At 60.8% G+C, this 13,851-nt stretch carries 11 protein-coding genes; all 11 read right to left on the bottom strand.

Annotated features, from left to right (window positions below):
- Positions 1–28 precede the first annotated feature (28 nt).
- Positions 29–979 carry a catalase family peroxidase gene (locus IB244_RS22635; protein ID WP_192305641.1) on the bottom strand — a complete coding sequence of 317 codons (951 nt, stop codon included), beginning with the start codon at positions 977–979 and terminating at the stop codon, positions 29–31.
- A 122-nt stretch (positions 980–1,101) separates the two neighbouring features.
- Positions 1,102–2,358, bottom strand: a complete 1,257-nt coding sequence (locus tag IB244_RS22630; RefSeq protein ID WP_192305639.1) for a condensation domain-containing protein — start codon at positions 2,356–2,358, stop codon at positions 1,102–1,104.
- A gap of 51 nt (positions 2,359–2,409) precedes the next feature.
- The gene (gene hemA / locus IB244_RS22625; protein ID WP_192305637.1) at positions 2,410–3,624 is read right to left on the bottom strand and encodes a 5-aminolevulinate synthase; all 1,215 of its coding nucleotides are present in this window, start codon (positions 3,622–3,624) and stop codon (positions 2,410–2,412) included.
- A 146-nt stretch (positions 3,625–3,770) separates the two neighbouring features.
- Complete coding sequence (locus tag IB244_RS22620; protein ID WP_192305635.1) at positions 3,771–4,679, bottom strand: helix-turn-helix domain-containing protein; 909 nt, start codon at positions 4,677–4,679, stop codon at positions 3,771–3,773.
- Positions 4,680–5,125: 446 nt separating this feature from the next.
- Complete coding sequence (locus IB244_RS22615) at positions 5,126–6,976, bottom strand: ABC transporter ATP-binding protein (RefSeq protein WP_192305633.1); 1,851 nt, start codon at positions 6,974–6,976, stop codon at positions 5,126–5,128.
- Between the two features lie 20 nt (positions 6,977–6,996).
- Positions 6,997–7,758, bottom strand: a complete 762-nt coding sequence (locus IB244_RS22610) for a DUF1028 domain-containing protein (protein WP_192305631.1) — start codon at positions 7,756–7,758, stop codon at positions 6,997–6,999.
- A gap of 5 nt (positions 7,759–7,763) precedes the next feature.
- Positions 7,764–9,545, bottom strand: a complete 1,782-nt coding sequence (locus IB244_RS22605) for a gamma-glutamyltransferase family protein (protein ID WP_169681579.1) — start codon at positions 9,543–9,545, stop codon at positions 7,764–7,766.
- A 21-nt stretch (positions 9,546–9,566) separates the two neighbouring features.
- Positions 9,567–10,439, bottom strand: a complete 873-nt coding sequence (locus IB244_RS22600) for an ABC transporter permease (RefSeq protein ID WP_192305629.1) — start codon at positions 10,437–10,439, stop codon at positions 9,567–9,569.
- Positions 10,436–11,383 (bottom strand): ABC transporter permease, encoded by a 948-nt coding sequence (locus IB244_RS22595; protein WP_018858186.1) that lies wholly within the window; start codon positions 11,381–11,383, stop codon positions 10,436–10,438. Before IB244_RS22595 ends, IB244_RS22600 begins: the two co-directional genes overlap by 4 nt.
- A 74-nt stretch (positions 11,384–11,457) precedes the next feature.
- Entirely contained in the window at positions 11,458–12,966 is a 1,509-nt protein-coding gene (locus IB244_RS22590) for an ABC transporter substrate-binding protein (RefSeq protein WP_169681583.1), read from the bottom strand.
- A gap of 59 nt (positions 12,967–13,025) precedes the next feature.
- Positions 13,026–13,781 carry a FadR/GntR family transcriptional regulator gene (locus IB244_RS22585; protein WP_025661554.1) on the bottom strand — a complete coding sequence of 252 codons (756 nt, stop codon included), beginning with the start codon at positions 13,779–13,781 and terminating at the stop codon, positions 13,026–13,028.
- Positions 13,782–13,851 lie beyond the last annotated feature (70 nt).

The raw sequence follows: 13,851 nt of genomic DNA, 5'->3' as shown, positions 1-13,851 counted from the left end.
CGGGCAGCTCTCGTAGTTCGATCGGTCGTTATTGGCGCTTTGCCAAGGAAATTCGATAGGCCTTCAGACGCGCGGCGAAGATTTCGTCGGGCGGATAGCCAACTCCGTGGGCCAACGTACCCGGATCGAAAATCGAGACATCGCAGGCATGATCACTATCGATCGCAACGATCGTGATCGTACCGAGGACAACTGTTTCACGTTCATCTTCTCCGGGCCAGCGAGCGGTAACATCCATGGTCGGATCGCCTGGTCGATCGAGCAACGCCAGAATGTCAAACTCTATCCCGCCGTTCCGGATGCGATCCTCAAGGTCATGGTGGAGAAAGTCCACAGCCTTCTCTTTCGCCTCTTCATCGGTCAGAACGATCTCTCCGATCCGTGGCACGATCTTGAATTTAATGAATCTCGTCTTGCCTGCTTCGTTGATAACGGGGAATGAGTGAACTCCCCAGTACGTGGTTCCCGCAAAGCTCGCCGGGAGCGAACGGGCCGCAATGTACTTCGCCTGGTTGAGCGTCTCGGGATTGGCGTCCGAAAAGGATTTGACTTTGGCGGGGTCCGGTTTGCCGTCCGGCCCGGGAATGCGGGCCTTAAGGAAGGCAAGCATCTGGTCGAGAGTGCGAGCGAAATGGACCGGTGCGCTTTCGACAAGGATGTCCGACGTCTCGCCGTCGGTCTCGATGCGAAAGCTGAACCCGCGCAACACCAACCTGTTCGTATCCGGCACATTCGGGTTGCCGCCACCCATCGAGAACCGCGCGAGTACACGGCCTGGTCTCGTGAAATTCACAGAACGTGTAATTTCCGCTACGCGCTCGGAAGGCACGTAGCGGCCGCGTACGCACCGACCCTTTGCGAAACTTGCTCGAACCTTTGGAGGATTGCCCGCAACAGCCTTGAGGGCCGCCACAATCGACGCCGGCGTCGCGGCTCCCTCGGCCGGGACAAATTCGGTGTTTTCGATCACATCAGCCATCGCCTATACCTCCGGCGAACCGCGTTGGTGTTCGTTGAGTTTAGTAGCGGCATCTCGGGTGTCGTGAACTGGGCAGCGATGTTTTGTCTAAAAAGGACAAAATCGCCGTCTGCGCTTCATGATCAATCAACGGCTTCCCGAAGCAGGTTCTCGGCAGCCTCCAGAAGGCCAGGAATCGGTGTGAAGCTCGTGTGGAGCAAATGGATGCGGCCGCCGACTGTCGCTACACCGATCATCTGCTCGCCCTCGATGCCGACAAAAACCGATGGTCCCCAAAGGGCTTCGACACGGACAGCGCCATACGCGTCAGACAAGGGCGCTTCCCCAAGGTTCGAGAGCATCATTTCGCAAGCACAAGCCTGCAACTCGATGGCGGCGAGCTCCTCGACCGAGGGCGAAGTGTCGAAGATATGCTGAAACGCACCGAAGGACTCGACAATTGCCTCTCGAGTCTTCATCGGCATCAGGTCTTGGCGGATATCCCTGGCCAAATCCCAGAGCCCGGTCGCGATGCCCGGCGCGTATCCGCCGATCGGGAAGACGATGGAGACAACACAGTCGTCTGTGATACCGAGCGTCGGCCTGAGATTGACCGGGGATACGGCGCGGATTGTCGCGTCGCACCATGCTTTTGAAAGCCGCCGACCTGCCAGAATGATGGCCGACAGGAGCGCGCCATGGACGGTCGTCGCATGACGCCGCACAGCCACCCTAAGCTGCGCTGAGAATTCCTGCGACAGTTGCAGGCTCGAAATGACGGGCCAGCCCTTTGACCTATCAAGCATTCGCGCCGGGATCGCCGTTGCGGACTGGGCTGCCCCGACGGAACTAACGTCCCATTCAGAGGCGATGCTCTCTTGCGCGAGGGCCAGCCCGAGCTGTCCGCGGTGACCGCCACTCATCACCTCTAGCATGTCTCGCAATACAAATGCGATCGACATGCCGTCAGCTACTGCGTGATGCGCAGTGAAGACCAGTGTCGCATAGCGAGGTGAGTGAAACAAAACTGCGCGAACGAGCGGCGCATCGGTTTGTTCGAACGGCTTCATTAGTTCATCCGACACCACTGTCTTCCACGCATGTGGCGGCTCGGACCTGATGACTTCTAGCGGGATCGGGCGACCACTGCCCATGTAAAAACTTGGAACGCCGAACTCATTCCTTGCGATCTTCGAACGCAGGAGTGGGTGCCGCAACCGGGTAGCCTCGAGAGCACTCTTCCAGGATTCAATTGTCGTTTCGCCCGACACCTGCAGCGTCATGCAGAAGTGTTTGGGACTATTTTTGTCGCTAAGCCAGAAGTATTGCTCCACAGCGCCTAAGGGACGAAGTGGAATGCCGGATTGTGGGGCGACTGATGGCTTTACCTGCTGTTCCATGACGAATTCCTTTGTTCGGACGGCCAGCAACGATTGCCGCGATACTCGGGCTCAGGCTGCCGCTTTGGAAAGCGCGCACTGCGACCACAAGGACGAGAGTGCGCCAACGAGGTGTTCGATGTCCGCATCGGTGTGAAGTGGTGTAGGCGTGATCCGGAGACGCTCGGTCCGACGGGGGACAGTCGGATAGTTGATTGGCTGCGCGTAAATGCCGAAATCCCGAACGAGAAGGTCGGATACCCACTTGCATTTGGCCGCGTCGCCAATGACGATCGGGATAATGTGACTGGGATTATCAATGTGAGGAATGGCGGCTCGATCGAGAAGCGCGCGCAATCGGGCGACCCGATCCTGATGCCGGGCGCGCTCGAAAGGACTCTTTTTAAGATGCCTTATCGAGGCTAATGCCCCGGCGGTAAGCGCCGGTGGCAACGCTGTCGTAAAAATGAAGCCAGAGGCGAACGAGCGAATGAAATCACAGAGCGCTGCCGACGCGGCGATGTAACCGCCCATGACCCCGTACGCCTTGGCCAGCGTTCCCTCGATAATCGTCAGACGGTCTGATAAACCCTGACTTTCGGCAATACCGCCGCCGGTGTGCCCGTACATTCCGACGGCATGGACCTCATCAAGGTAGGTCATCGCACCATAGTTCTCGGCGAGGTCGCAGATATCACGGATGGGAGCAATGTCACCATCCATCGAATAGAGAGATTCAAAGGCAATCAGTTTCGGGGCGTGAGGATCGGCTGCACGGAGCTTGTCGTCCAGATCGCGGACGTCATTGTGCCGCCAGACAATGCGCTCACACCTCGAATGGCGGATGCCTTCAATCATCGAAGCGTGATTAGCTGCGTCCGAGAAGACAATAAGATCGGGTATATGCGTGCCTAGTGTCGTCAGAGTGGCCCAGTTCGACATATAGCCGGAACTGAATGTCAAAGCCGCCTCTTTGCCATGCAAGGCGGCAAGTTCGCTCTCAAGAAGGACATGAAGGTGATTGGTACCGGCGATATTGCGGGTGCCCCCGGCTCCACCCCCATATGCATCCACGGCCTCCTTCATAGCGGAGACGACAGCAGGGTGCTGCCCCATGCCGAGATAGTCGTTGGAGCACCACACGATAACTTCACGTGATCCGTCCGGCGAATGAATCATAGCTCGGGGGAACGTGCCCTCGGTGCGCTCCAGATCGGCGAAAATCCGATACCTGCCCTCAGACCTAAGGTCTGACAACCGTTCATTGAAAAATGCCTCGTAGTCCATCTTTTTCTCCCGCGTTTCCGACTGAAGACGGGATCATCCTAAGCGATGAACTGGAAGGCCGATGGAAGCGACGGGTCATCTATTGTTTGATTCGGACAGGAAAAAAGTTTGAGGGCGGATTGCTGTTCTCTCGGCCCTGACGACGCTCATATGGCGTTATTCCGCCGCCATAACCCTGGGCTCGTCCCGGTTAGCGCCACGAAAACTCGTGTGAAATGGCTCTGGTCAGCAAAGCCGCAAGCCAGGGCCACCTGTGTGAGGTTCAGTTCGTTGGCGGCGAGAAGCCGCTTCGCAGTCTCCACGCGTTGCTGCGTCAGCCACTGGTGCGGCGAAATACCGGTCGATTGTCGAAACGCCCGGGAAAAATGACGGGCCGAAACCCCGCATTCGCTGGCGACTGCGGCGAGCGAGATATCCTCACCAAGCCTAGACACGATCATTTCCTTAGCCCGCTTCTCCTGCCAAGGTGCAAGCCCGCCTCGCGCGCCTTCCCGCCTAAGCCTCATGCCGCCATAGCGAGCGGCCACGTGGATTCCGATCGCAAGCATCACATGGTCCATAAAGAGCACGCTCGCTTCTTCGGGGCGCCCAAAGAACGGCAACAATCCGGCTGACATATTCCGCATAACAGGATCGTCGGTGGCCAATGCCGGCTTGTATTGCAGCTCATCGATAGGAGAAGCACCTGCTTCCTCTGAGATGGCGCTTAGGGCGGCACGGGAGAAATAGTAGTGAACAGTGTGGAAGCCGTGATTCAGGAGAAATGTCGGCTGTCGCTTGAGGTCATAAATGATGGTCTGCCCTTGACCTATTGCCGAGGCCGGAGCGGGACGACCACTCTCCCAGTAAAGATAGGATGAACAGTCGACAAGATAGTGCCCGACCATGAACGCATCTTCCTCCTTTGGAGGAGTGGAGAGTTCAAAGCTCGGATTATCATATCGGAGTTCGGTTGCGGCAATCGTCGATTTTCGAAGCGCTCTACTGACAAAGGACGTTGCCTGCGCGCCAAGCCTTTTGCCGAAGCCTTCCCCGTAGCCACCGCTGTCGCGCATTTAGTCACCACGATCACTTCGAATGGATGCGCATAATATGACAGCCATTCGGCGATGCAATATGTCGTAAAAGAATGTGCCTATCGCAAACGCTCGGACCGCTCACTTTGCCACGGCGCACGGCCGTCATTGGCCGACCAGTCAATCACGCTTGAGCTTCTGATCCATTTGCGGCATGAGGCCCTGTTTGCAAGGAGTCAACATATCCATCCCAAAACGACTTTTGCTTGCCGTCGTCCTTCCATAATCGGCAATGGTGTCCATGAAGGGCTTCGGATCTAGTATTTCCAGCGAAGCGATCGCCTATAACCTGCTGATGCAGGCTAAGGAGTTTTTCCGGACAGAAGCGGGCCACAGACCGGTGGGAATCTCGCATCCCGCTCCGTCCGCCCGCGATCCCCGACCAAACGTCGAAGAACACGACCGTAGTGGCACAAACCTCGGTCCTAGGCGTCTTGGTCGATCCTGACGAGGTGGCCGGGGCTGACTTCGCGATACTGGCGTGTGGGTGGGACGTAGTCGAGGGGACGCACCGGGCTTTTCAGCTCGTCAGCCGCGAGGTTTCGCCGGATACCCCGGCGGGCGGGATCGGGGACCGGCACTGCAGCTATCAGTTTTCTCGTATAGCTGTGCTGCGGATTGCCGAAGACCGCCGGACGCGGCCCGATTTCCACGATCTCGCCAAGATACATGACTGCGACCCGGTGGCTGAGGCGCTCGACGACGGCCATGTCGTGCGAGATGAACAGGTAGGCCAGGTCGAGGCTCTTTTGCAGGTCCATCAGGAGATTGCAGACCTGCGCCTTGATCGAGACATCCAGCGCCGAAACGCTTTCGTCCGCAACGATGACCTTGGGATCAAGTGACAGTGCACGGGCAATGCAGATGCGCTGGCGCTGGCCGCCGGAGAATTCGTGCGGATAGCGGCTCATCATCTCCGCCTTCAGCCCGACCCGTTCCATGAGGTCGGCTGCCTTGTCGCGTGCCTGAGCGCGCGTTCCAAGGCCGTGTTCGCTGAAGGGTTCGGCGATCAAGGTGCCGACGCTCATGCGCGGGTTAAGGCTGGCAAAGGGATCCTGAAAGATCATCTGGATGTTGCGGCGCATGGTACGCAGGCTGGCGCCGTCGAGTTTCAGCACGTCCTTCCCCTCGAAGTGGACGCTGCCGGCCCGCGCATCGAGAAGGCGCATGATCGAGCGGCCGGTCGTGGACTTGCCGCAGCCGGATTCACCGACGAGCGAGAGTGTTTCGCCCTGGTGAAGGTCGAAGGAAACGTTCTCGACTGCGTGTATCGCACCGGTTTTGCGCCCGAGCAGGCCGCCGCGAATGTCGAAGCGGGTGACGAGCCCTTTGACTTCGAGGATCGGCTTCCTGTTATCGTCAACCGTTCGGCAAGCCTCCGCGGCCTCTTTCAGCTGCCCGGTCGCCGCGTCGACTACCGGGAACGGAAGCGGGCTTGCACGATCCGTCATCGAACCCAGACGCGGCACCGCTGAAAGCAGGGCGCGGGTATAGGGATGCTGGCCCCGGTGGAAAACGTCTTCCGTCTTTCCTGTTTCAACAGCCTCGCCACGATACATGACGACGGTGCGGTCCGAAATCTCTGCTACCACGCCCATATCGTGGGTGATGAAAAGGACGGACATACCCTCCTCTTCCTGCAGCGTCTTTATGAGATCGAGGATCTGGCCCTGGATGGTGACATCGAGCGCGGTCGTCGGCTCGTCGGCAATCAACAACTTCGGACGCAGGGCCAGCGCCATGGCAATCATCACCCGCTGGCGCATGCCGCCGGAAAACTGGTGGGGATATTCGTCGAAGCGGGAGGCCGCATTCGGGATCCGGACCTTTTCGAGCAGACGGATCGTCTCAGCCCTGGCTTCTGCCGCCGAAAGATTGCCATGGCAGGTCAGTGCCTCGGAAATCTGCCGTCCGATGGTGAAGATCGGATTCAGCGAGGTCATCGGCTCCTGAAAAATCATCGCGACGTCCTTGCCGCGGACACCGCGCATCTCCTTGTCGGAGAGCGAAAGGAGATTCTTGCCATTGAGCAGGATGCGGCCTTCGACGCGACTGCTGCCTTTCGCAAGCAGCCGCATGATCGAGAGCGACGTAACGCTCTTGCCGGAGCCGCTTTCGCCGACGATGGCGACGGTTTCGCCGGGCATCACGTCGAAGGAGACGTCGCGCACGACCGGCCGCCAGGCGCCGTCCACTTTGAACGACGTCGTCAGGCCGGAGACCGACAGGACGGGTGCCAGGCCTGCGGCGGGCTTGACGGCGGCTGCGGTTGTCATGGGCTCACCTTCCATTTGCATCAGGTCGCGGCTTTGAGCGGCGTGGCGAACGAGGCGGACGGTCTTCCGGCCGCCACGCGTTCCGCCTCCAGCCCTGCGATCCGCTCGTCGATTTCGCGCCGGTCGATCATGCCGCTCGGATTGTCCCGGGTCGGCATGGTCTCGGCGACATGCAGGTAGCGCTCCTTGGCGACGGCGTAGAGCCGGTTGAGTTCGCCCAAGGGATCGGCGTGGTCGTCGACGCGCAGATTGAGCCAGGCAAAATCCTGATCGCGGTAGATGAGGAGCGCTGCCGACTGCTTGCCGCGCTTGTCGCCGCCGGCGTCCTCGCCGGCCTGCATGGCTTCGAGCAGCCGTTCGGCCAGGGGCCTGCCCGCCGTCTTCTTGAAGGTGGCGAGCGTTTCGGCGATCACCTGCGGTCCCGCCAGCATGTTGCCGGCGACCGAGACGTTGTCGTCGACCAGATGGCCAGCCCAATCGATGCACTTGGTGCCGGTGAAGGCCGCGTTGCGGCCCTTGACATCAACGAGGTGCAGCTGGCGCTGGTCCCGCCCCTCGTCGCGCCCGGTCAGAGCCGGAATGATCTCCTCCGGCGACTTGCCGGCGGCGAGCATGGCGAGGCCATCGGTGCCGTAGAGCGGGCTCACGAAGGCCTGTGTCGCGACCGCACCGACGCGGCCGCGAATGTGCGGCACGACGCCGCCGACGGCGAAGAAGCGGGTGGCGACCGCGATCGCCAGATGGCCGGATTCCGGTTCGCGGGCAACGATGGACCAGGTCATGGCGATTATCTCCCGACCGCGTAGGCCTGCATCAGGCGCGGCGTGGCGGCCGCGCGCAACAGTCCGTCGGCATCGCGCCGCGCCGCTGTCAGGCGCCCGACGGTCCATGGATCGGCAACCGTGAGCTGATGGCCTTTCTGGCGCAACGCCTCGAGCACTGCCGCCGGGAAGTTGGCTTCGGCCGTCAGGTCACCCGGCGCCCGGGTGCGCGGATAGAAGGAGCCCGGGAAATGCGCGGTATGGAAGAGCGGCTGGTCGATCGCTTCCTGCAGGTTCATGCCATGATGGACATAGCGCAGGAAGAAAGCGAGCTGCCACTGGTCCTGCTGGTCGCCGCCTGGCGTACCGAAGGCGAGTGTCGGCCGGCCGTCATGGAGGGCGATGGAAGGCGTTAGCGTCGTGCGTGGACGCTTGCCCGGGGCGAGCGACGACGGCAGACCTGGTTTCAGCCAGAACATCTGAGCGCGCGAATTGAGGCAGAAGCCCAGGCCGGGAACGATCGGGGAGGATTGCAGCCATCCGCCGGAGGGCGTCACCGACACCATGTTGCCTTCGCTGTCGATGACGTCGATATGCACGGTGTCGCCGCGCTTCTCGCTCAGATGCGCCATGGTCGGCTCGTAGACAGCACCCGTCTTGGCGCCTTCAAGCAGCGCCATGGTGGCATCGTACTGTGCCTCGAAGCCGGAAAGACGGCCGGGACGCAGATCGAAGGAGGCTTCGTTCGTGATCAGCTTGCGGCGCTCGGCGGCGTAGGCGTCCGACAGAAGCTCTTCAAGCGGTACGTCGGTGAAATCAGGATCGCCATAGTAGACCTCGCGGTCGGCATAGGCGAGCTTCATCGCCTCAACGACGGTGTGTACGAAATCTGGACCGGCCGGATCCATGGAGGCGAGATCGAAGCCCTTCAGCAGCGACAGCGATTGCAGGAGTACTGGCCCCTGTCCCCACGGACCGGTCTTTGCGACCGTCCAGCCGTGATAGTCATGGGTGACAGGCGCCTCGACGGTCGCCTGCCAGTTCGCCATGTCGTCCGCGCTCAGCACGCCCTTGTGGTGGTTGCCGCTTGCATCCATCACTTCCGCCTCGCGCAGGTAAGTGTCGATCGCCTCGGCGACGAAACCGCGATAGAAGGCGTCGCGCGCGGCTTCGATCTGCGCTTCGCGGCCGGACTTGCTCTCCGATTCCGAGACGATGCGCTTCCAGGTCTTGGCAAGCACGGGGTTCTTGAAGTTGGACCAGGGAGCCGGCGCAGAGCCGCCGGGCAACCAGGTTTCGAACGAGGTCGGCCATTCCTTTTCAAAGAAGTCGGCAAGGCCGGCGATGGTGGCCGAGACACGCGGCAGCACGGGATGGCCGTTCTCAGCATAATGGATCGCCGGTTCGAGAACGTCGCGGACGCTCAAGCGACCGTAGTCGCGCAGCATCAGCATCCAGCCATCGAAGGAGCCCGGAATGACGGTCGCGAGCAGACCGTCGCCGGGGATCATCTTCAGTCCCTCGTTCGTATAGTGCTCGATCGTGGCTCCGGCCGGCGCCGGCGCCTGGGCGCAGATGACCTCGACCTTGTCCTTCTTCTTCGAATAGATGATCGCCGGCAGGTCGCCGCCAGGGCCGACCAGATGCGGCTCGACGATCTGGAGTACGAAACCGGTCGCGACCGCCGCGTCGAAGGCGTTGCCGCCCTTTTCCAGGATGCTCATGCCGACGGCCGAGGCGATCCAGTGCGTCGAGGTGACGACACCGAAGGTGCCGAGAATTTCGGGGCGGGTCGTGAACGTACTCATCTCAATTTCCTTTCGAAGAAATTACGCTTCGCGAGGGTCCAGCGCATCACGCAGGCCGTCCCCGAGAAGATTGAAACCCATGACGACGAGAAAGATCGCCAGTCCCGGCCACAGCGCCATCCAGGGCGCCTGGTTGAGAAAGTTCTTGGCGACGTTGAGCATCGAACCCCAGCTCGGCGCCGGCGGCTGCTGGCCGAGACCGAGGAAGGACAGGCTTGCCTCGGCGATAATAGCAGTGGCGATCGTCAGCGTCGCCTGCACGAGGATAGGCGCAAAGACGTTCGGCAGGACGTAGCGTCTGATGATATTGAAGTGTCGAAGCCCGATGGCGCGCGCGCCTTCCACGAATTCCTCGGTCTTGACGGCGAGCGTCTGGCCGCGCGTCAGCCGCACGAAGATCGGCATGGCCGAGAGCCCGATCGCGATCATCGCATTGGAGAGGCTCGGCCCCAGGAAGGCGGCGAGCGCGATCGCCGTGATCAGGAACGGCATCGCCAGGAACGCCTCGATGATGCGCGAGATCACATGGTCGATCCAACCGCCGAAATAGCCGGCGATGAGGCCGAAGGGCACGCCGACGACAACCGCGATCGCGACCGAAAAGATGCCGGCCAGCAGCGATGCCCGGGCGCCCCAGACCATGCGCGAAAGGATGTCGCGACCGAGTTCGTCGGTGCCGAGAAGATGGGCAAGCGACGGCGCCTTGCGGATCGCCGACCAGCTCGTCGCCGCCGGGTCGGGTATCGGCAGCAGCGGCGCGGAGATCGCGACGAGCGCAAAGAAGAGGACGATGACAAGGCCAGCAAGCGAGCCCTTGTTGGCCTTCATCTTGCGCCAGGCGCGGTTTTGCGAACGCGGCTCGACTGCTGTGGCCGACTGCTCGATGGCGGTCATAGGGCGGTCCTCATGCGCGGGTTGAGCAGGACGTAGAGCACGTCGGCGACGAGATTCATCAGGATGAAGCCGGTTGCGGTACAAAGCACGATGCCCTGCACGACGGCATAGTCGCGGTTGAACACGGCATCGACGATCAACTTGCCGAAACCGGGAATGGTGAAGATCTGCTCGGTCAGAACAGCACCCGCAAGCAGCTCGCCGAAGAGAAGCGCCGTGACGGTGACGATCGGAAGCAGTGCGTTGCGGAAGGAATGCTGCAAGACGACCGCCCCCTCCGACAGACCCTTGGCACGGGCGGTGCGGATATAGTCGGCGCTGAGCACGCTCAGCATCGAGGAGCGCGTATGGCGCATCAGCGTGGCTGCGAGCGCGTTGCCGAGAACGAACGCCGGCATGATCATTGTTTCGATCGAATGCAGCGGATCTTCGAAAAAGGGCGCGTAGCCCGAGGCCGGCAGCCAGCCGAGCTTTACCGAGATGAAGAGGATAAGCATGATGCCGAACCAGAAGTTCGGGATCGACAGGCCGCAGAGCGCGATGAAATTGGCCACAAGATCGAGCGCGGTGTTTTTCTTGACTGCAGCGAGTATGCCCATGGGGATGCCGATCAACAGTGCAAAGACGATCGACATCACGGCGAGCTGGATCGTCACCGGCAGCTTCTCGGCGATCAGCGTCGTCACTTCCTGGTTCGTCCTAAGCGAGATGCCGAGATCGCCCTTCACCGCACCCGCCAGCCAGTAGCCGTACTGGTAGACCACCGGATCGTTCAGCCGGTATTTTTCGCGCAAGAGCTCCAGCACTTGCGGACTGCGGTCCTCGCCGGCCATGGCCAGGACCGGATCACCCGGCAGAAGCTTCTGAAGCGAGAAGACGAAGACGGAGATGATCAGCAGCGTCGGTATGGCAAGCAGCAGCCGCTTTCCGATGTAGGTATACATGAGGAGATCCCGATGCTCGTCAGTCGCGTTGCAGGCGCCGCGCGGGAGACAACCCCCGCGCGGCGGTTCTTTTGTTAGTCGGCTTTCTTCACGCCCACGAGGCGGATCATGCCGTCCGGTGACGGGACAAAGCCGGTGACTTTCTTGTTGTAGCCCCAGATCCAGGCCTGATGTCCGATGTAGACGATCGGGAGGTCCTCAGCGAGGATCTTGCCGGCGGCATCGTACTTCTGCTTGCGCACGGCATCGTCCTGCGACTGGCGGGCTTCGGCAAGCAGTTTGTCCACGTCGGGGTTGCTGTAGTGCATGTCGTTGAGGCCCGCGCCAGTGGTGTAGAACTGGTTGGTGTTGCCGTCAGGGTCGACGCGGCCGGACCAATCCGAGCGGCTGACCTGGTAGTTGCCGGCGGTCTGGTCGTTGAGCAGCGTGGCGAATTCGGTGGCCTTCAAGGTCACGTCGAACCCGGCTTCGGCGACCATCGACTGGATGATCTGCATCATCTGGGCGATGATCGGATCGTTGGCCATGTTGAGCTCGACCGGAACGCGGTCGAAGCCTGCTTCCTTGATCAGGGCCTTGGCTTTTTCCACGTCGCGGGCCGGAACCGGGAGATCTTTGTTGAACCATGGGCTCGACGGCGGGAACGGCTGGTTGCCGGCAACACCCGTCCCGTCATAGACGATCTGCATGGCTGCCTCGCGGTCGATCGCCAGCGAGAAAGCCTGGCGAAGCCGCTTGTCCTTGCCAAGCGGATTGTCGGCGCGGGCGCCGTTGCCGACGTTGAAGTAGATGCCGAGGTTGCCGATATTGACCTTGTCGACCATGTCCAGGTTGGAATCGCCCTTCACGGTCTCGACATCCGTCGGCGCCACGCGCTCGATCAGATCGAGATCACCCGAGCGCAGGTTAGCGAGCCGCACCGCGCTATCCGGGATCGGCCGGTAGGTGATCTTGTCGATGAAGATGTTGTCCTTGTTCCAGTAGTCCTGGAACTTTTCGAGCACGATGCGGTCCTGCTGCACGCGTTCAACGAATTTGAACGGGCCGGAGCAGACGGGATGGTCACCAAACTTGGCGCCGAGTTCCTTGGCGGCCTTCGGCGAGATCATCATGCCGGCGCGGTCGGAAAGCTGTGCGACCAGCGTAACATCCGGAGCCTTCAGCGTGAACTTCACCTCGTAGTCCCCTGTTGCCTCGACCTTGGAGACGGAGGAAAGCTCGCTCTTGCGGCGCGATTCTGGCAGGGTCATCGCGCGGGTGATGTTGTCGACGACGGCCTGGGCATTGAATGGCGTATCATCCTGGAATTTCACGCCTTGGCGCAGCGTCAGCGTCAGTTCCTTGCCGTCGGCGGACCATTTGTAATCCGTTGCCAGCTGCCCGACGATCTTGAGATCGGGCGTGACGTCGAACAGCTTGTCGCAGAGCGCCGTGTAGACGATACGACCGACGAACGAACGCGATTGTGCCGGATCCAAGACGTCAGCGTCATCGGCAAGGCCGATCTTCAGTTCGGCGGCAAAGGTTGGTAGCGCTAACAGGACGCTTGCGCCAAGAGTAGCAAGGAAGTTGGCAGTTTTCATCTCGTTCCCTCTTATGTTTGAACCAGTTTTCCGGGCCGGCTTCCCCGGCCGGCCGATCGTCAGGCGTCGGGAGCAACTCCGTCAGCTTTTCGTTTCTCTTCGCTTCCCTCTTCCGGCAGATCGAAGGAGGTGACGCGGATGAGGCTTTCCTGCAGCATCAGCAAATGCTGGCGCATCGCTTCGGCGGCGCGCAACGGATCCCGCTCGGCGATTGCGTCGATCACGGCGGCGTGCTGCGCATAAGCGCGCTCTTCCGTCTTATGGCTGCGCCGAGCCATTTCGCGGATCGCCTGCCAGGCGTCGTCCTGGCGGACATGGTTGATGACATCGAAGATTTCGAGAAAGAACTGATTGCCGGCGCTTTGGGCGATCAGCCGGTGCAGCGCGCCATCCCACAATTCGCGCGCGTCGGCATCCTCACTCGCGACGATCTTCTTCGTCAATTCACGCATGCGCTCGATGTCGGCTGGCTTGGCACGGACGGCAGCAAGTTGCGCCAGCTGCGGCTCTATTCGCAGCCGCACTTCCATGATTTCCAGAAAATTGGTTCCGGCGACGATAGCGCCGACATGCCGGCTAAGCCCTTCGGCTCGCTGACCCGCGTAAGTCCCGGATCCCTGGCGGCGAGAAATCCTGCCCTCGGCATCAAGGACTTCCAGCGCCCGGCGAATGGCGCGGCGACTGACGCCAAACAGATCGGAGAGAGCACGCTCGGTCGGCAGCTTGCCGTCCGCAGGAAGATCGGAAGAGCTCAGCAGCTCTCGGAGCTTCTCGAGAGCATAAGTTGAATTTTCGGGTAGTCCTTGTACTGCCATTTTGCTTATTGGTTCGAACCAATTTCCAAGTGGTTCAAACTGCCCCGCAATCCGCGGTGGCGTCAATGCC

It is taken from the genome of Rhizobium sp. RHZ02 (genome assembly GCF_014851575.1).
Classification (GTDB): Bacteria; Pseudomonadota; Alphaproteobacteria; order Rhizobiales; family Rhizobiaceae; genus Rhizobium; species Rhizobium altiplani.
The sequence above is the reverse complement of the archived record's forward strand: the minus strand, read 5'-3'. Positions and strand labels throughout refer to the sequence as shown.